General features: G+C 69.2%; 19 protein-coding genes. 15 read left to right on the top strand and 4 right to left on the bottom strand.

Annotation, left to right across the window (positions count from 1 at the left end; translation table 11 throughout):
• Window positions 1–182: 182 nt before the first annotated feature.
• Entirely contained in the window at window positions 183–1118 is a 936-nt protein-coding gene (locus A5750_RS10825; protein ID WP_066946282.1) for a lysophospholipid acyltransferase family protein, read from the top strand.
• A gap of 47 nt (window positions 1119–1165) precedes the next feature.
• Here A5750_RS10825 and A5750_RS10820 read toward each other — a convergent pair whose 3' ends face one another.
• Window positions 1166–1903: a response regulator transcription factor gene (locus A5750_RS10820; RefSeq protein ID WP_066946285.1), complete on the bottom strand. Its 738-nt coding sequence runs from the start codon at window positions 1901–1903 to the stop codon at window positions 1166–1168.
• 224 nt (window positions 1904–2127) lie between these two features.
• Entirely contained in the window at window positions 2128–2364 is a 237-nt protein-coding gene (locus A5750_RS10815) for a CsbD family protein (RefSeq protein WP_066946288.1), read from the bottom strand.
• 357 nt (window positions 2365–2721) lie between these two features.
• Here A5750_RS10815 and pyrH point away from each other — a divergent pair, with 357 nt between their 5' ends.
• The 4 genes from pyrH to rlmN all read left to right on the top strand — a co-directional run bounded on the left by pyrH (window position 2722) and on the right by rlmN (window position 6214).
• Window positions 2722–3492, top strand: a complete 771-nt coding sequence (gene pyrH, locus A5750_RS10810; RefSeq protein ID WP_082939483.1) for a UMP kinase — start codon at window positions 2722–2724, stop codon at window positions 3490–3492.
• A gap of 91 nt (window positions 3493–3583) precedes the next feature.
• Window positions 3584–4141: a ribosome recycling factor gene (gene frr / locus A5750_RS10805; protein WP_066946298.1), complete on the top strand. Its 558-nt coding sequence runs from the start codon at window positions 3584–3586 to the stop codon at window positions 4139–4141.
• A gap of 32 nt (window positions 4142–4173) precedes the next feature.
• Entirely contained in the window at window positions 4174–5097 is a 924-nt protein-coding gene (locus A5750_RS10800; protein WP_066946301.1) for a phosphatidate cytidylyltransferase, read from the top strand.
• Window positions 5098–5119: 22 nt separating this feature from the next.
• Entirely contained in the window at window positions 5120–6214 is a 1095-nt protein-coding gene (gene rlmN, locus A5750_RS10795; protein WP_067262691.1) for a 23S rRNA (adenine(2503)-C(2))-methyltransferase RlmN, read from the top strand.
• Between the two features lie 61 nt (window positions 6215–6275).
• On the opposite strand, the gene A5750_RS26080 is transcribed toward rlmN, so the two are convergent.
• Entirely contained in the window at window positions 6276–6530 is a 255-nt protein-coding gene (locus A5750_RS26080; protein ID WP_066946307.1) for a DUF2631 domain-containing protein, read from the bottom strand.
• A 78-nt stretch (window positions 6531–6608) separates the two neighbouring features.
• Between A5750_RS26080 and dxr the strand changes: the two genes are divergently transcribed.
• The 10 genes from dxr (at window position 6609) to A5750_RS10740 (ending at window position 17640) form a co-directional block, all read left to right on the top strand.
• Window positions 6609–7805 (top strand): 1-deoxy-D-xylulose-5-phosphate reductoisomerase, encoded by a 1197-nt coding sequence (dxr, locus tag A5750_RS10785; RefSeq protein WP_067262688.1) that lies wholly within the window; start codon window positions 6609–6611, stop codon window positions 7803–7805.
• Window positions 7806–7824: 19 nt separating this feature from the next.
• Complete coding sequence (locus A5750_RS10780) at window positions 7825–9048, top strand: RIP metalloprotease (protein WP_067262683.1); 1224 nt, start codon at window positions 7825–7827, stop codon at window positions 9046–9048.
• A gap of 19 nt (window positions 9049–9067) precedes the next feature.
• On the top strand, window positions 9068–10234 hold the full coding sequence (ispG, locus tag A5750_RS10775) for a flavodoxin-dependent (E)-4-hydroxy-3-methylbut-2-enyl-diphosphate synthase (protein WP_067262680.1): 1167 nt from the start codon (window positions 9068–9070) through the stop codon (window positions 10232–10234).
• 55 nt (window positions 10235–10289) lie between these two features.
• A complete protein-coding gene (locus A5750_RS10770) occupies window positions 10290–11144 on the top strand; it encodes a GNAT family N-acetyltransferase (protein ID WP_066946318.1) in 855 nt (284 codons plus the stop codon).
• A 100-nt stretch (window positions 11145–11244) separates the two neighbouring features.
• Window positions 11245–13062, top strand: a complete 1818-nt coding sequence (locus A5750_RS10765; RefSeq protein WP_066946322.1) for a penicillin-binding transpeptidase domain-containing protein — start codon at window positions 11245–11247, stop codon at window positions 13060–13062.
• Between the two features lie 40 nt (window positions 13063–13102).
• Window positions 13103–13708 carry a DUF1707 domain-containing protein gene (locus tag A5750_RS10760; RefSeq protein WP_066946325.1) on the top strand — a complete coding sequence of 202 codons (606 nt, stop codon included), beginning with the start codon at window positions 13103–13105 and terminating at the stop codon, window positions 13706–13708.
• Between the two features lie 10 nt (window positions 13709–13718).
• Window positions 13719–14576, top strand: a complete 858-nt coding sequence (map, locus tag A5750_RS10755) for a type I methionyl aminopeptidase (protein WP_066946328.1) — start codon at window positions 13719–13721, stop codon at window positions 14574–14576.
• A 14-nt stretch (window positions 14577–14590) separates the two neighbouring features.
• Entirely contained in the window at window positions 14591–16102 is a 1512-nt protein-coding gene (locus A5750_RS10750; protein ID WP_066946331.1) for a cobyric acid synthase, read from the top strand.
• 143 nt (window positions 16103–16245) lie between these two features.
• Window positions 16246–16806, top strand: coding sequence for an alpha/beta hydrolase (locus A5750_RS10745; RefSeq protein WP_197505407.1), 561 nt, complete (start codon window positions 16246–16248; stop codon window positions 16804–16806).
• A 99-nt stretch (window positions 16807–16905) separates the two neighbouring features.
• Entirely contained in the window at window positions 16906–17640 is a 735-nt protein-coding gene (locus A5750_RS10740) for a gamma-glutamyl-gamma-aminobutyrate hydrolase family protein (protein WP_231989170.1), read from the top strand.
• An 8-nt stretch (window positions 17641–17648) separates the two neighbouring features.
• Here the strand turns inward: A5750_RS10740 and A5750_RS10735 are convergent, their stop codons facing one another.
• Window positions 17649–18536: a PPE family protein gene (locus tag A5750_RS10735; protein ID WP_067262678.1), complete on the bottom strand. Its 888-nt coding sequence runs from the start codon at window positions 18534–18536 to the stop codon at window positions 17649–17651.
• Window positions 18537–18917: the final 381 nt, after the last annotated feature.

Here is an 18917-nt window from a genome sequence, read left to right as displayed (position 1 = left end):
CCCCCCCCCCCCGCCCCCCCCCCCCCCCCCCCCCCGCCCGCCCCCCGCCCCCCCCCCCCCCCCCCCCCCCCCGCGCCCCCCCCGCCCCCCCCCCCCCCCCCCCCCCCCCCCCCCCCCGGGGAGGTGCGTTTTCGGCCCTTCGGTGGTGCGTCGTGCGGGGATGAATCGGGTACACCGTACCCATGGGTAACCCGGATCACAGGCCAGCCGAAGTACGCGAACAAGCGCAGCTGAACGCCGAGCGGGCGCGGGCGGCGATGGAGGATCGGCGCAGCGGTCAGGGCGGGGGACTGAGCGGCTGGGTCGCCGAGCGCGCCGGTCGGTGGGACCTCCGCGGCCAGGAAGAGGCCAGCCTACAGCGGCAGAAGTATCTGTGGAATGTGCTGGTGGACTATTGGTTTCGCATGGAGATCGACGGCTGGGAGAACGTCCCGGAGCCGCCGGTTCTGCTGGTGGGGATCCACTCCGGCGCTCCCTTCGTCTGGGATGCCTGGACCGTCGGCCTGCAATGGTGGCGGCGCTTCGGGCAGGAACGCCCCCTGCACGGCACGGCCCATGACGCGTTGATGGCGATTCCGGTGATCGGCCGGTACTTCCGGTCGATGGGTGTGCTTCCGGCGGCCCCGGACGCGATCGCCACGGCCCTGGCCGAAGGACGCGACGTTGCGCTGTGGCCCGGCGGGGAAGTGGACTCGCTGCGCCCGTGGACCGAGCGCGACCAGGCCAACCTGGCGGGCCGAAAAGGCTTCGTGAAGATGGCGATTCGGGCCGGGGTGCCCGTCGTGCCGATCGCGACGGTCGGCGGCGCCGACGCCATGCCTGTGCTCATCCGCGGCGACAAGCTGTCGAAGGCCTTGCAGCTGGACCGCCTGCTGCGCCTCAAAGTGTTTCCCTTGGCGATCTCGCTGCCGTGGGGGATCGCGCCGGCGGCGCTTCCGCAGCTGCCGCTACCGGCCAAGATCAGGACCCGGTTCATGCCCGCCGTGGAGCTCGACCACGATCCCGCACGCGCGGAGGACGAAGCGTACATCGATCGCAAGTACCGCGAGATCCAGGACGCGATCCAAGACGGCATGGACGCGCTCGCGCGAAAGCGCGCCTTCCCGCTCTTCGGCTGATCAATCCCCGAAGTCCCTCTCGGACAGTGCGATTCGGGCTCAGTGCGTCACTGCGCGACCGGGTCCCAGGCGGAATCCGTCGGCGCCGATGTCAGCGTCGGCTCGCTGATGATCCATTCCGGATGCGGTGGGGTCGCGGCCATGTAGCCGACACCGCGGACGGTGTCCACCATCGACTGATGTCGGGGTCCGAGCTTGGCGCGCAGGCGCCGGACATGGACGTCGACCGAACGGACTCGGCCGTTGCTGTCATAGCCCCACGCCTCATGCATCAGGCGGGTCCGGGTAAATGCCCGACCGGCATGCTGCACAAGGAAAGTCAGCAGTTTGAACTCGGTCAGCGTCAAACCCAGGTCCTTGCCTTCCAGTGATCCGGTGAGGCTGGTCGGGTGCAAGAGCAGGGCGCCGAACCGCAGACTGCCGTTGATTGCCCTGCGCCGCAACGCAATCGCCCGCTGCAGCCGCTCCTGCAGCTCGTCGAAGTCGGTTCCCGGTGGTATGACGTCGTCGACATTCCAGTCCACGTCTGCCGGTACGCCGTCGGCCGGCGCCACCAACGCCACCACTGCGGTGGCGGGGGCATTGGTTGTCAGGCGCCGGCAGGCCGCCGCCGCGGCCGCGAGGTTGCCGCGAGCATCGACGATGGCGACGTCGCCGGCTTCGCCCGGCCCCTGGCCGTCGGCTATCAGGGGCGCGCGCCGCATGATCCGCCCGAACGAAGTCAGGGGCGGCAGGGCGCGCTCGAAGTCCTCCGCGTCGGTCAGCAGCAGAACGTCCAACGACATCTCCCGAAGAACATGGGTCCGTTTTCGGCCTCGGCCCGTAGGCATCTCCTGGGGAGATGTCAGCCAGCGCAGCGGTGATTACCCACTCGCGGCGAAAGTATGCAAACGATTTTTGTGCGGCTCGCGGACCGCGCCGGCCCTGCTAGCCGGACGGGATCGTCTTGACCCGGAAAAGTCGATGGGCCCGGTCCGTTTCCACAGACCGGACCCATCCTCCCAGCAAGCTACTGATTGTCCTTCTGGCGCTGTTCAGCGGCTTCGGCGCCGCCGCGGGCCGCCTCGGCCTCGGCTTCCTTCTTCGCCGCGTCGCGCTGCGCTTCCGCCTTGTCCTGCTGGGCCTGGCCCTCGCGGGTGAGGTCGTCTTGACCCGTCACCGCACCAACGGCCTCCTTCGCCCTGCCTTTGACGTCCTCGACGACGCCCTTGACGGCTTCTGCAGGTCCCGAGTTGTTGTCCGCCATGGATTCAATTCCTCCTCGTAGGCGTACCTGAGCGATTCGCGCTCACCACCGATCGCCAACGCGATCGATCCGGTCATACGGCGACAATGGGCCCTTCTTTCTCAAGACCGTGAATTCCCGCCGCGTTGGTGCGGATTCCCCACTACGGTCATGCCTCAAACATGCGTAGCGACAAGCCGACGAGGCGTAGCGCCGCCGCTGGACACATGGGTCGATCGCCGCGAAAGATCGTCCGCATCGCCAACTCGGCGCATAACGCACCCCACCGACGCCGGCGTGTGCTGCGATGAGGCAGGATGTGAAATGCCGTTCCGGAGGAGTTAACCCCCGGGATGGCACTCTCATGCGAGGAGCGTGATGACGGAGTCCAGGGAGCCCACGGCACCGGAGAATGGATCAGCTGCCGGGCAGCCGCGGACGCGGCCCAAGTACTCCAGGGTGTTGCTCAAGCTTGGCGGCGAGATGTTCGGCGGTGGCCAGGTCGGGCTGGACCCCGATGTCGTGGCGCGGGTGGCCCGCCAAATCGCCGAGGTGGTTCGCGACGGTGTCCAAGTCGCGGTCGTGATCGGCGGCGGCAACTTCTTCCGTGGCGCGCAACTGCAGCAGCGCGGCATGGAACGCACCCGCTCGGACTACATGGGCATGCTCGGCACGGTGATGAACAGCCTGGCGCTGCAAGACTTCCTGGAAAAGGAAGGCATCGTCACGCGCGTCCAGACGGCGATCACCATGGGACAGGTCGCCGAGCCGTATCTGCCATTGCGCGCCGTCCGCCACCTCGAGAAGGGCCGGGTGGTCATCTTCGGGGCCGGCATGGGGCTGCCGTACTTCTCCACCGACACCACGGCCGCGCAGCGGGCACTGGAGATCGGGGCGGAGGTGGTCTTGATGGCGAAGGCGGTCGACGGGGTGTTCTCAGCGGACCCGCGGCAGAATCCGCACGCCGAGCTGATCGCCGCGATCAGCCATCGCGAGGTCATCGACCGGGGGCTCCGAGTGGCCGATGCCACGGCGTTCAGCCTCTGCATGGACAATGGCATGCCGATCCTGGTGTTCAACCTGCTGACCAATGGCAATATCGCCCGCGCGGTCGCCGGTGAGAAAATCGGGACACTGGTCACCACCTGAGGGGAAGAGCGAACGATGATTCGCGCTGGCGACGATGCAGAACGCAGTGATGTGGGGGTACCTCCCGCTTGCGGGGGAGAGGAGCGGCGCAATGATTGACGAGGCTCTCTTCGACGCGGAAGAGAAAATGGAGAAGGCCGTAGCGGTGGCCCGCGACGACTTGTCAACCATCCGGACCGGCCGCGCCAATCCCGGCATGTTCTCCCGGATCGTCATCGACTACTACGGTGCCACCACCCCCATCACGCAGTTGGCCAGCATCAACGTGCCCGAGGCGCGGCTCGTCGTCATCAAGCCCTACGAATCCAGTCAGCTCGGCGCGATCGAGACGGCGATCCGCAACTCCGACCTGGGTGTCAACCCGACCAATGACGGCACCCTGATCCGGGTGGCGGTGCCGCAACTGACCGAGGAGCGGCGCCGCGAGCTGGTCAAGCAGGCCAAGGGCAAAGGGGAGGACGCCAAGGTTTCGGTGCGCAACATCCGCCGCAAGGCGATGGAAGAGCTGCACCGCATCCGCAAGGACGGCGAGGCCGGCGAGGACGAGGTCGGTCGGGCCGAAAAAGACCTGGACAAGGCCACGCACCAGTACGTCACCCAGATCGAAGAGCTGGTCAAGCACAAAGAAGGCGAGCTGCTGGAGGTCTAGCGGCCGCCCAGCAGCTGAGTTCACCCAGGTCCGTGGCAACCACCGGCGCAGCCAGCACGCCCGACGAACCGGCGCGTGACGCCGAGAACATCGTGCAGCAGCCGGCCAAGACGACGTCCCGCGCGGGACGCGACCTGCGGGCCGCCATCGCGGTGGGCGCGGGCATCGGCGGCGTGCTCATCGTGACGCTGATTTTCGCGCCCCGCTTCTGGGTTGCCATCGTCGCGATCGCCATCCCCGTCGCTACCCATGAGGTGGTACGGCGGCTGCGCGAGGCCGGATACGTCATCCCGCTGATCCCCTTGCTCCTCGGCGGTCAGGCCACCGTCTGGCTGACGTGGCCGTTCCACGCCGCCGGCGCCCTGGCCGGCTTCGGCGCCACCGTGGTGGTGTGCAACGTCTGGCGGCTGTTCATGCAGGACAACAGCAAGCGGCCCGAGCCGTTCGCCGGGTCTCCGTCGGCCAACTACCTGCGCGACGCCTCGGCGACGGTGTTCCTGGCCGCGTGGGTGCCGCTGTTCGCCTCCTTCGGCGCGTTGCTCGTCTACCCGAAGGACGGCGCGGGCCGGGTGTTCTGTCTGATGGTCACCGTCGTCGCCTCCGACGTGGGCGGGTACGCGGTGGGCGTGCTGCTCGGCAAGCACCCGATGGTTCCCGCCATCAGCCCGAAGAAGTCGTGGGAGGGCTTCGCGGGTTCGCTCTTCTTCGGGATCACCGCGGCCATCCTGACGGCGACGTTCCTGGCCGGCAAACCGCCGTGGATCGGAGCGCTGCTGGGTGTGGTCCTGGTGCTCACCGGTACCCTTGGCGATCTGGTCGAGTCCCAGATCAAGCGTGACCTCGGCATCAAAGACATGGGCCGCTTGCTGCCCGGCCACGGCGGTCTGATGGACCGGCTCGACGGGGTGCTCCCGTCGGCGGTCGCCGCGTGGACGGTGCTGACACTCGTCCCCTGAGGGGGCCGATACTGGACTGGTCATGGTCCAAGAACTGGTTTTCACCGAACCCCGCCCGAGCAAGCCGCCGCGGCACCTGGCCGACCTCGACGCGGAAGGCCGCGCGTCGGCCGTCGCCGAGCTGGGGCTGCCGGCGTTCCGCGCCAAGCAGCTCGCCCATCAGTACTACGGTCGCCTGATCGCCGACCCCCGCGACATGACCGACCTGCCGGCGGCCGTGCGCGACCGGGTCGCCGAGGCGTTGTTCCCGCCCCTGCTCACCTCGGCCGCCGACGTCACCTGCGACGCCGGGCAGACCCGAAAGACGTTGTGGCGCGGCACCGATGGGACGACCTTCGAGTCGGTGCTGATGCGCTACCCGCAGCGCAACACCGTGTGCATCTCGTCGCAGGCCGGCTGCGGCATGGCCTGCCCGTTCTGTGCGACCGGGCAGGGCGGATTGACCCGTAACCTGTCGACCGCGGAGATTCTGGAGCAGGTCCGTTCCGCCGCCGTCGCCCTGCGCGACGAGTTCGGCGATCGGCTCTCCAACATCGTGTTCATGGGCATGGGCGAGCCGCTGGCCAACTACGCCAGGGTGGTTGCCGCGGTGCGCCGCATCACCGAAGCGCCGCCGCACGGCTTCGGCATCTCGGCCCGCTCGGTCACGGTCTCGACCGTCGGCCTGGCTCCGGCCATTCGCAACCTGGCCGACGAACGGCTCGGGGTGACGCTGGCGCTGTCGTTGCACGCACCCGACGACGAACTGCGCGACACGCTCGTGCCGGTCAACAACCGGTGGAAGATCGCCGAGGCGCTCGACGCCGCCCGCTACTACGCCGACGTCACCGGTCGCCGCGTATCGGTGGAGTACGCGCTGATCCGCGGCGTCAACGACCAGCCGTGGCGGGCCGATCTGCTCGGCAAACGCCTGCATCGGGCGCTCGGCCCGCTGGTGCACGTCAACCTGATCCCGCTCAACCCGACGCCGGGCAGCGAATGGGACGCCAGCCCCAAGCCGGTGGAGCGGGAGTTCGTCCGGCGGGTTCGGGCGCAGGGGGTTTCCTGCACGGTCCGCGACACGCGCGGCCGCGAGATCAGCGCCGCCTGCGGACAGCTGGCCGCCGAAGGCGGGTAGCTGGAGCGCGGGCGAATCAGCGGGGGCCTGCGGACAGCTGGCCGCCGCGAAGAAGTAGTGGCTACCTGATCCAGCCGCGCCGGCGGCCCCACAGGTCGCGGACCAGGGCGACGAGCACCAGCGCGGCGAACCCGATCAGGAACCAGTTCTCGATGTGGCCGACGTGGTTACCGCGCAGCATCGCCAGCAGGAACACGATGATGACCAGGCCGGTGATGTGCCAGGTGCGGTGATTGATCCTGCTCCAGCCCCACGCCGCGGACGGCACCTCAACGGTGTCGACGCCGGTGAACTGTTCCACCTCGGTACTGGCCACGGTGAATCCCTTTCGTGATCGGCTGGTACGGAGATTCTGGCACACCCCCTCGCGAGACCGAGCGGGCACAATGAGTGAGTGACAATCGCGACACCCGAGGGCCGCCTGCGCGTGCTGGTGCTGGGCAGTACCGGCTCGATCGGCACCCAGGCCCTGGAGGTGATCGCGGCCCATCCGGACCGCTTCGAGGTGGTCGGCCTGGCCGCGGGGGGTGCGAACCTGGACACCCTGCAGCGCCAGCGCGCCGAGACCGGGGTCACTAACATCGCCGTCGCCGACGAACGCGCGGCGCAGGCCGCCGACGTCCCCTACCGGGGTCCCGACGCGGTGACCCGCCTGGTCGAGGACACCGAGGCCGACGTCGTCCTCAACGCGCTGGTGGGCGCGCTGGGCCTGCGCCCGACGCTGGCCGCTCTGGAATCGGGCGCCCGGCTGGCGCTGGCCAACAAGGAATCCCTGGTCGCCGGTGGTCCGCTGGTCTTGCGGGCGGCGCGGCCGGGTCAGATCGTGCCCGTCGACTCCGAACACTCCGCGCTGGCCCAGTGCCTGCGCGGGGGCTCCCCCGAGGAAGTCGCCAAGCTGGTGTTGACCGCCTCCGGCGGGCCGTTTCGCGGCTGGACCGCCGCCCAGCTCGAGGGTGTCACCCCGGAACAGGCCGGCGCCCATCCGACCTGGTCGATGGGCCCGATGAACACGCTGAACTCGGCCTCGCTGGTCAACAAGGGGCTCGAACTCATCGAGACGCACCTGCTGTTCGGCGTCCCGTACGACCGCATCGAGGTCGTCGTGCACCCGCAGTCGATTGTTCATTCGATGGTCACGTTCGTTGACGGCTCGACCATCGCCCAAGCGAGCCCCCCGGACATGAAGCTGCCGATCTCCCTGGCGCTGGGCTGGCCGGACCGGGTTCCCGGGGTGGCCGCCCCCTGCGACTTCAGCACCGCGTCTAGCTGGGAATTCGAGCCGCTGGACGGCGACGTTTTTCCCGCCGTGGAACTGGCCCGGTATGCCGGCCAGACCGGCGGTTGCATGACCGCGGTCTACAACGCGGCAAACGAAGAAGCCGCGGCGGCGTTCCTCGCGGGCCAGGTGGGATTCCCCGTCATCGTGAAAACCATCGCCGACGTGCTGCACGCCGCAGACCAATGGGCGGTTTCACCCGCTAACGTGGATGAGGTACTAGACGCGCAGCGCTGGGCGCGGGAGCGAGCGCGACGCGCCGTCGCACACGCGCGGCCCACCGGGGCCTCCGTCAACGCCTCCGGAATGGTGTGAGAAAGGTCCTGCAGCGGAGATGATGTTCGTTATCGGCATTGTGCTGTTCGCCGTTGCCATCCTGATCTCGGTGGCCCTGCACGAGTGCGGCCACATGTGGGTCGCCCGCGCCACCGGCATGAAGGTCCGTCGCTATTTCGTCGGGTTCGGGCCCACGCTGTGGTCGACGCGGCGTGGTGAGACCGAATACGGCCTCAAGGCCGTGCCGCTGGGCGGTTTCTGCGACATCGCCGGGATGACCTCGGTCGAGGAGCTGGCTCCCGACGAGACCGACCGTGCGATGTACAAGCAGGCCGTCTGGAGGCGGGTCGCGGTGTTGTTCGCCGGTCCGGCCATGAACTTCGTCATCTGCCTGGTGCTGATCTATGTGATCGCGCTGGTGTGGGGGTTGCCCAACCTGCACCCCCCGACCAGGGCGGTGATCGGCGAAACTGCCTGTGTCGCACCGGAAGTGGCTCCGGGTAAGGTCGCGGACTGCACCGGCCCCGGTCCCGCTGCGGCGGCCGGCATCCGCGCCGGCGACGTCGTGGTCAAGGTCGGCGACACCCCGGTGTCCACCTTCGAGGACATGGCCGCCGCGGTTCGCAAGGTGCACGGCACCGTCCCGGTCGTCGTCGAGCGTGGCGGCAACGCGATCACCACCTACGTCGACGTCACGCCCACCCAGCGCTTCCTGAGCACCGGCGCCAACGGGCAGGGCGGCCAGCCGGCGCCGTCGACGGTCGGTGCCATCGGCGTCGCGGCGGTCAAACTCGCACCCGCGCACTACGGGGTGCTCTCCGCGGTGCCGGCCACCTTCGCGTTCACCGGTGACCTGACCCGTGAGGTGGGCAAGGCGCTGGTCACTATCCCGACCAAGGTGGGTGCGCTGGTGCACGCCATCGGGGGCGGACAGCGTGATCCCCAGACCCCGATGAGCGTGGTGGGCGCCAGCATCATCGGCGGCGACACCGTCGACCACGGGCTCTGGGTGGCGTTCTGGTTCTTCCTGGCCCAGCTGAACCTCATTCTGGGTGCCATCAACCTGGTGCCGCTGCTGCCCTTCGACGGCGGCCACATCGCCATCGCGGTGTTCGAGAAGATCCGCAACCTGGTCCGGTCGGCCCGCGGCAAGGTCGCGGCCGCACCGGTGAACTACCTCAAGTTGATGCCCGCCACCTACGTGGTGTTGGTGTTCGTGGTCGGGTACATGTTGCTGACCGTGACCGCCGATCTGGTCAATCCGATCAGGCTCTTCCAATAGCAAGTAAGGAATTAGAACAGTGACCATTGGCCTGGGCATGCCGGACGCACCGGTGCCCACGCTCGCCCCCCGGCGTAAGACGCGCCAACTGATGGTCCGCGACGTCGGGGTGGGCAGCGACTATCGGATTTCGGTGCAGTCGATGTGCACCACCAAAACCCACGACGTCAACACGACGCTGCAACAGATCGCGGAACTGACCGCCGCCGGCTGCGACATCGTGCGGGTGGCCTGTCCCCGTCAAGAGGATGCCGACGCGCTGGCCGAGATCGCCCGGCACAGCCAGATCCCGGTGATCGCCGACATCCACTTCCAGCCGAAGTACATCTTCGCCGCGATCGACGCCGGGTGCGCTGCGGTGCGGGTAAACCCGGGCAACATCAAGGAATTTGACGGCCGGGTCGGCGAGGTGGCCAAGGCCGCCGCCGCCGCGGGCATCCCGATCCGCATCGGCGTCAACGCCGGCTCGCTGGACAAGCGGTTCATGGAGAAGTACGGCAAGGCCACGCCCGAGGCGCTGGTCGAGTCGGCGCTGTGGGAGGCCTCGCTGTTCGAGGAGCACGGCTTCGGCGACATCAAGATCAGCGTCAAGCACAACGATCCCGTCGTGATGGTCGCCGCCTACGAGCAGCTGGCCGCCCAGTGCGACTACCCGCTGCACCTCGGCGTCACCGAGGCCGGTCCGGCCTTCCAGGGCACCATCAAGTCCGCGGTCGCCTTCGGTGCGTTGCTCTCGCGCGGCATCGGCGACACCATCCGGGTGTCGCTGTCGGCCCCGCCCGTCGAGGAGGTCAAGGTCGGCACCCAGATCCTCGAGTCGCTGAACCTGCGGCCACGCGGGCTGGAGATCGTGTCCTGCCCGTCGTGTGGCCGCGCGCAGGTCGACGTCTACACCCTGGCCAACGAGGTCACCGCTGGCCTGGACGGTCTGGACGTTCCGCTGCGGGTTGCCGTGATGGGCTGCGTGGTGAACGGTCCGGGCGAGGCGCGAGAGGCCGACCTGGGCGTCGCGTCGGGAAATGGCAAGGGGCAGATCTTCGTTCGCGGCGAAGTCATCAAGACCGTGCCGGAAGCCCAGATCGTCGAGACGCTCATCGAGGAGGCCATGCGTCTCGCCTCGGAGATGGGGACCGATCACGGTCCTGACACAACATCAAGCGGTTCGCCGATCGTGACCGTAAGCTGATGGGGGCCGTTTCCCGCTTGCAAGTCCGTTAATCGCATCACAGAGAGTTCGCCAGATGTCGGCTCCGCCCCTCTTCCGCCTTGTCGGTGAGCGACGGGTTTCTGTGGTGCGCGACGCCGCGGCCGTTTGGCGGGTTTTCGACGAGGATCCCGTCGGATCCTGCATGGTCGCGGCCCGGGTGGCGGACCACGGCATCGACCCCAATTCCATCGGCGGGGAACTGTGGACCCTGCGCGGCGCGGAAGAGTCGCTGTGCTTCGCCGGCGCCAACCTGATCCCACTGCGCGGCGCACCGCAGGACATGGACGCCTTCGCCGACGAGGCGATGAGTGGGACGCGCCGCTGTTCGTCGCTGGTCGGCCGGTCCGATCTGGTGATGCGGATGTGGGAGCGGCTCGAGTCGGCGTGGGGCCCGGCCCGGGACGTGCGCGACCACCAGCCGTTGCTGTCGCTGTCGAGGCACCCCAACTGCGAGATCGACCCCGGGGTGCGCCAGGTTCGGCCGGACGAGCTGGACGCCTATTTGGTGGCCGCCGTGGACATGTTCATCGGCGAGGTGGGCGTCGACCCGCGGATCGGCGACGGCGGTCGGGGTTACCGGCGCCGGGTGGCCAGCCTCATCGCGGCCGGTCGCGCCTGGGCCCGCTTCGAGCACGGCCAGGTCGTCTTCAAGGCCGAAGTCGGCTCGCAGTCGCCGGGCGTCGGCCAGATCCAAGGGGTGTGGGTGCATCCCGAGTGGCGCGGCCTGGGGCTCGGTACCGCCGGCACCGCGACCGTTGCCGCCGTCATCGTCGGGAGCGGGCGCACCGCCAGCCTGTACGTGAACAGCTTCAACACCGTGGCCCGCGCCGCATACGCCCGAGTCGGCTTCGCCGAGGTCGGCACCTTCGCGACGGTGCTGCTGGACTAGGGGTAAGGCGCCCCCCGCTCGGGGCGCCCTGTGCACGTAACGGCTCGGTCTCGGAGTGTCTGCGCAGGTGTTGGCCCCGCAGTTCATAACATCTGTACCGATGGTCACAAAAGCCTCATTGGTATCAACCGCTTCCGGCCTGCTGCTCGTCGGCGTCGTCGCCCTGTCCGGATGCACACCGCGGCCCGACGGCCCCGGTCCCGCGGCCGAAAAGTTCTTCGGCGCCCTGGCGATCGGTGACACCGCCACGGCCGCCCAACTCAGCGACAACCCCAACGAGGCCCGCGAAGCGTTGAACGCGGCCTGGGCGGGCCTGCAGGCGACCCACCTGGACACGCAGATTCTCAACGCCAAGTACGCCGAGGACACCGGCACGATCGGCTACCGCTTCACCTGGCACCTGCCCAAGAACCGGACCTGGACCTACGACGGCCAGCTGAAAATGGCCCGCGACGAGGGGCGCTGGGAGGTCCGGTGGACCCCCACCGACCTGCACCCCAAGCTGGGCGAGCACCAGACGTTCGCATTGCGCGCGGATCGACCGCGGCGCGCCTCGGTCAACGAACTCGGCGGCAGCGACGTCTTGGTGCCCGGCTACCTGTACCACTACACGCTGGACGCCACCCAGGCCGGATCCGGAGCAGCCCTGAGCGGGACGGCGCACGCGATCGTGGACGTCCTGCACCCCTTCAACGGCACGCTGAACGACCCGCAGTTGCTGGCCGAGCAGGCCAGCTCGGCGACCCAGCCGGTGGACCTGGTGACGCTGCATCCCGACGACAACGACAAGGTCTTCCCGGCGATCGGCCGGCTGCCCGGGGTGGTGGTCACGCCCCAGCCCGAGATGCTGCCGACGGACCCGCATTTCGCGTCGGCGGTCATGTCCGAGGTGAAGAAGGCCGTGGTCGACCAACTCGACGGCGAGGCGGGCTGGCGGGTGGTCAGCGTCAACCAGAACGGGGTCGAAGTCGAAGTCCTGCACGAGGTGCAGGGATCACCGGCGCCGTCGATCTCCATCACGCTGGACCGGGTGGTGCAGAACGCCGCCCAGCGCGCGGTCGACAACAAGGGCGGCAAGGCGATGATCGTCGTGATCAAGCCGTCGACCGGGGAGATCCTTGCCATCGCGCAGAACGGGGGCGCCGATGCTGACGGCCTGCTGGCGACCACCGGCCTGTTTCCGCCCGGGTCGACGTTCAAGATGGTCACCGCCGGCGCCGCCGTCGATCGCGACATGGCCACGCCCAACTCGATGCTGGGCTGCCCGGGCCATCTCGACATCGGGCACCGCACCATCCCCAACTACGGTGGCTTCGACCTGGGCGTGGTGCCGATGGCGCGCGCTTTCGCCAGCTCGTGCAACACGACATTCGCGGAGTTGAGCAGCCGGCTGCCGCCTCGGGGTCTGACCCAGACGGCCGCCCAATACGGGATCGGGCTCGACTACGCGGTGGACGGCATCACCACGGTGACCGGGTCGGTGCCACCCACGGTGGATCTGGCCGAGCGCACGGAGGACGGCTTCGGCCAGGGCAAGGTGCTGGCCACCCCGTTCGGCATGGCCCTGGTGGCGGCGACCATTGCCGCCGGCAAGACCCCGACGCCGCAGCTCATCGCCGGTCGGCCGACCGCGGTCCAGGGCGATACCACGCCGATCAGCCCGAAGATGGTGGACGCGCTGCGGCCCATGATGCGGCTGGTGGTAACCAACGGGACCGCCAAGGAGATCGCCGGCTGCGGCGCGGTCTACGGGAAGACGGGTGAGGCCGAGTTCCCGGGCGGATCGCACTCATGGTTCGCCGGATATCGCGGCGACCTGGCGTTCGCCTCGCTGATCGTCGGGGGCGGTAGCTCAGAGTGGGCCGTGCGGATGACGAAGTTCATGTTCGAATCGCTGCCGCCGGACTTCCTGGCCTAGCGCGCGATCCGTGGGGCCGCTTCGGCGGTAAATTGCGAACATGACGGATACCGGCGGCGACATGGTGGCATTACGGGTCTCCGACGCCGACCGCAACGGCACGATGCGGCGACTGCACAACGCCGTCGCGCTCGGGCTGATCGATATCGACGAGTTCGAGCAGCGCTCGTCGCAGGTGTCCTACGCGCGCACCCGGGGAGAGCTCGACGGGCTGGTCGGCGACCTGCCCGGTCCTGGCGCGATCGTCACCTCCGCGGCCGACCGGGTCGAGCTGCGCGGCTGGGCCGGCTCGCTCAAGCGCCAGGGCGAATGGACGGTGCCCACCCGGCTGGCGTTGGTCCGCCGGCTGGGCTCCATCGAGCTCGACCTCACCAAGGCCCGGTTCGCGGGCCCGGTCGTGGTCGTCGAACTCGACATGCGGTTCGGCTCGGTGGAGATCCGGTTGCCGGACGGCGCCAGCGCGTCGATCGACGACGTGGAGGTCTACGTGGGCAGCGCCAGCGACCGCCGCAAGGACGCGCCGGGCGAAGGCCGGCCGCACGTCGTGCTGACGGGACGGGTGGTGTGCGGCTCGGTGATCATCCGCGGGCCGCGGCGCTCGTTGATCCGCGGCCGCTTCGGCGGAGCCGCCGCGCGGCGCGATTAAGCTGGTCGCCATGCCTGCTCGCACTGCGCTTTCCCCCGGAGAGTTGTCCCCGACTCTGCCGGTGCCCGGCCGCATTCCCCGTCCGGAGTATGCCTGGCAGCCCACCGTGCGGGAGGGCAGCGAGCCGTGGGTACAGACCCCCGAGGTGATCGAGAAGATGCGGGTCGCCGGCCGGATCGCGGCCGGCGCGCTGCAGGAGGCGGGCAAAGCGGTGGCGCCCGGGGTGACGACCGACGAATTGGACCGGATCGCCCACGAGTACATGATCGACCACGGCGCCTACCCGTCGACCCTGGGCTACAAGGGCTTCCCGAAGTCGTGCTGCACGTCGCTCAACGAGGTCATCTGCCACGGGATCCCGGACTCGACGGTGGTCGAGGACGGCGACATCGTCAACATCGACGTCACGGCCTACATCGACGGGGTGCACGGCGACACCAACGCGACTTTCCTGGCCGGCGACGTCGCGCAGGAGCACCGGCTGCTCGTGGAGCGCACCCACGAGGCGACGATGCGCGCGATCAACGCCGTCAAGCCGGGGCGGGCGCTGTCGGTCGTCGGCCGCGTCATCGAGGCGTACGCGAATCGGTTCGGGTACAACGTGGTTCGTGACTTCACCGGTCACGGCATCGGCACGACGTTTCACAACGGGCTGGTCGTGTTGCACTACGACCAGCCCTCGGTGACGACGGTCATGCAGCCGGGGATGACGTTCACCATCGAACCGATGATCAACCTCGGCGGCCTGGACTACGAGATCTGGGACGACGGCTGGACGGTGGTCACCAAGGACCGCAAGTGGACCGCGCAGTTCGAGCACACGTTGCTGGTGACCGACACCGGCGTTGAAATCCTCACCTCGATATAACAAGCCGTGAATCCTTGAGCGGGGCGCTGCTGGTCGCCGGCACCAGCTCCGACGCCGGGAAATCGGTGGTAGTCGCCGGCCTGTGTCGATTGCTGGCACGCCGCGGCGTTCGGGTGGCGCCGTTCAAGGCGCAGAACATGTCCAACAATTCCGTGGTCACCGTGGAAGGCGGCGAGATCGGCCGGGCCCAGGCCCTCCAGGCGCGGGCGGCGGGGCTGCAGCCCAGCGTGCGGTTCAATCCGATCCTGCTCAAACCCGGCAGTGACCGGACGTCGCAATTGGTGATTCGCGGCCAGGTCGCGGATTCGGTCACGGCGGCAAGCTATGTGCGGCATCGCGAGCGCCTGGCGGGGATCGTCGCCGACGAATTGTCTTGCCTGCGCAATGATTTCGATGCCGTCATCTGCGAGGGGGCCGGCTCGCCGGCCGAAATCAACCTGCGTGCCACGGATTTGGCGAACATGGGCCTGGCCCGGGCCGCGAACCTGCCGGTGATCCTGGTCGGAGACATCGACCGGGGCGGCCTGCTCGCCCATCTATTCGGAACGGTCGCGGTGCTCGAGCCCGACGACCAGGCACTGATTGCCGGGTTCGTGGTCAACAAATTCCGCGGCGACCCCGCACTGCTGGAACCCGGATTGCGGCAATTGCACGCGATGACCGGCCGTCCGACCTACGGCGTGCTGCCCTACGCCGACGAACTCTGGCTGGACGCCGAGGACTCGCTGTCGGTGGTCGCGCGCCGCCTCGTCGGCACCCCGGAACCGCCGCGCGGGAGCGAGTGGCTGCGGGTGGCCGCGATCCGGTTGCCCCGGATCTCCAACTCCACCGACGTGGAGGCGCTGGCGTGCGAGCCTGGCGTCGCGGTCCGCTGGAGCGCCGACCCCGCCGACCTGGCCGACACCGACCTGATCGTGATTCCCGGCAGCAAATCCACCGTCGCCGACCTGACCTGGCTACGCGATCACGGCCTGGCCGAGGCGATCACCGCGCACGCCGCGGCCGGCAAGCCGGTGCTCGGGATCTGCGGCGGTTTTCAAATGCTGTGCCGGCGCCTCGACGACCCGGTGGAATCGGGACTCGGCGAAGTCGCCGGGCTGGGGCTGCTGGACGCGGACATCGCCTTCGGCGAAACCAAGATCCTGCGCCGGTGGCCGCCGCCGCTCGCCGGATACGAGATCCATCACGGCCGGGTGTCGCGCTGCGCGGAGGACATCTGGTTCGGCGCGCAGGGCGGGCGCGACTGCCAACCGCACGGCCTGGTTCGCGGCGCGGTCTTCGGCACCCATTGGCACGGCCTGCTCGACAACGACGACTTCCGCCGCGCGTGGCTCACCGGCGTCGCGGCCGCGGCAGGCCGTGACGGGTTCGTCGTCGCCGACACCAACGTGGCCGCGCGGCGCGATGCCCAGCTCGATGTGATCGCCGATCTGCTGGCTGCCCACCTCGACACCGACGCTGTCCTCGGCCTGCTGGACGGTCCGCCGCCCCGCCGCCCGCACCTGGCAACTCGGTTGTGGCCGTAGGGCATTCGCCGAGGCCCGGCGGTATGCCGACCGAATTGACGGCGACGCAAAACGCGTCGCGCGAGCCCGCCGGGATAGCCGCTGAACGCGGGGATGTGGAGAAATCGTCGCGCGCGTGGGCCGGTCGGTTGTAGCGTGCGTAGATGCCCTCAATGATGACCACGCTCGACGGGTTCCCCGTCCCGGTAGCGGTGGCCGGTCCGGAACAGGGCGTCGTGGTCGTCATTCTGGGCGACGAGGAGCGCATCCCCGCCGCGTACGACGCGGTCTGCGAACGGCTGCACACCGCGTCGCTTCGGACGGTCGTCATCGGTCTCGATCCGCGCCTGACCCCCAAGTCGGTCGTCGGCATCCTCGACGTGCTGGGAATCGGGTGGGCCGTGGTGGTCGGCGACCGTGCCGGCGGCGAACTGGCCTGGGAACTCGCCGCGACGAAGCTGGGCCGGTTCGTCGGCCTGGTGGTGATCGATCGCGGCCATCCGCGGGCGGCCGATCGCGACGGCGCGGTTCGCGACGGGCATTGCCCGCCGGTGGAGATCGGCACCACGGTCCTGGTCAGCTCCCCGGCCGCGCGGGCGGTGGCGCGCGCCAGCCAGCAGTATGTCTACGCCGAGTACCGCGTGGTGCATTTGGGCCGGCGGACGGTGCAGGAGTCGACGGCACAGTTGGCCGCCGAGATCGTGTTGCGCACCAGTACCTGGTAATCCCGGCGGGCACGCCGAACACTAACTCGCACAAGCGGTTTGCCGCGACCTCGTGGATGGCGGGCGGTACCGTGTCGGTCGGGGAAAGGATACGCGGTTGTGAACGCCTCTGAGCGCCCGGTAGTGGGCCTGACTTCGTACCTGGAGCGGGTGCGGACCGGGATCTGGGACGTGCCGGCGGGTTATCTGCCTGCCGATTACTTCCAGGGTGTCGTGATGGCCGGCGGGGCCGCGGTGTTGCTACCGCCGCAGCCGGCGGAACCGGAGGCGGTCGGGTCGGTGCTCGACAGTCTGCACGCGCTGGTGATCACGGGCGGCTACGACGTGGATCCCGCCGCGTATGGCCAACAGCCGCATCCGACCACCGATCGGCCGCGCGCCGCCCGCGACGAATGGGAATTCGCGCTGTTGCGCGGCGCGCTGGACCGGGGACTGCCGGTGCTGGGCATCTGTCGCGGTGCGCAGGTGCTCAATGTGGCGCTGGGCGGCACCCTGCATCAGCACCTGCCGGAGGTTCTCGGGCACGACGGACATCGGGCGGGCAACGCGGTGTTCAACAGGTTGACGGTGCGCACCGCCGCCGGCAGCCGGCTGGCCGCGCTGGTCGGGGAGTCCACCGATGCGCCGTGCTACCACCATCAGGCGATCGACAAGGTCGGTGAAGGGCTGATGGTCAGCGCCTGGGACGCCGACGGCGTCATCGAGGCGCTGGAGTTGCCCGGGGACCGTTTTGTGCTTGCGGTGCAATGGCATCCGGAACAGTCCCTGGACGACTTGCGCCTCTTCGCCGCGATCGTGGACGCCGCGCGGTCGTACGCCGGGCGCGCGGGCTGACCCGCGCGCTACGCAACCGTTCCACGGTAGACGGCCATCGGCGCCGCGGCCGTCGCCCAGACCCGTGGCACCGACAACGCCCCGGCCGACGTTGCGCGGCCGACCCGCGCGGTGATTGCCGCGCCGCGAACAGCACGATGGTCGGGCGCCAGGCAGCGCAACGCCGCCGCCTTGTTGAGCGAATTCAGGTAGTCGATCGCGATACCCGACGGCGCGGTGAGCGAGCTCAGCTTTGACAGGGCGCAGGTCGCCGGCGCGAGGGAGACGTCGAACGTGGCCAGCGGCGACAGGGACAGCGCCCGCAGCGCGCCGGGCGCGGCTGCGAGCAGCTGCCGGCCCGCCGACACGACCTCCGGCCCCGACTCCAGTGCCCACGTGCCCCGGCTTGCGCTGCCGGGCGGCAACGTGAACGGCACGATGGCCGCGGCATCCGCCGACGCCGCGGCGTAGGCGTGCATGGCCGCGGCGTCCTGCGCCCACATCCGTTCGTAGTCGGCCTCGGTGGCGGCGATCGCCGGGCTCGCCAGACCCAGGGAGTTCGCCATGGTCAGCGACCTGCGCTGCACCCGGTTGGTGGCGATCGACGACGGTGGCACCGTTGCCGCTAACGCCCTTTCGTGTGCGCTCGCCGCAGCGGCGGCCTGGGTGGCCGCTTGCTCGGCGCGTATCGCGGTGGCGTCGAGCCAGGCGATGTAGGACGCCGCGGCATCGTGCCCGGGGGCGGGGTCCTCCCAGTCGGCCAGCTTCGAGGTCACCGCCCGGTAGTCCGCGACCGCGGTGTGCAGCCGAGTGGCCAGGCGGGCCCACGCCGTCGCGGCTTCGGCCATCGAGCCAGAGCCGGGGCCGGCATGCAGTTGTCCGGAAATGATTTCGGGCGGGAGCATCGTGAAATTCATCGCTATCTCTGCCTAACGACGGCGGTGGGGCCGCGGTTCGAACGGGACTCTTCTGTTGGGACGTAGGCCAGGGGGTTACAGGCCTACCTGCCAAGGAGCCCTCAGCAGCGGGCGACGCAGAGCAGCGTCAACAGATCCCGGTCTGACGGAACCGCCCCGGGCGCACGGGATGGTGCGCGGGGCAGCCGAAATACCGTGGCCGCAAACGAAGTCGGTAATGCCGACCCGATCGATGGCGGCGACGAGCGGGCCCACGTCGGCGGCCGATCCCGCGTCATCCACGCGGTCTTGGTGGTCTTGTGATGTGTCGGCGAGGAGCCGGCGGAAAAGCCCGGCGCGGCAGCGCTCGCGTTATGCGCTTGCACGTGTGTGGCATTCACG

This window comes from Mycobacterium sp. 852002-51613_SCH5001154 (genome assembly GCF_001667425.1).
GTDB lineage: Bacteria > Actinomycetota > Actinomycetes > Mycobacteriales > Mycobacteriaceae > Mycobacterium.
This window is presented reverse-complemented; position numbering and strand designations above follow the sequence as displayed.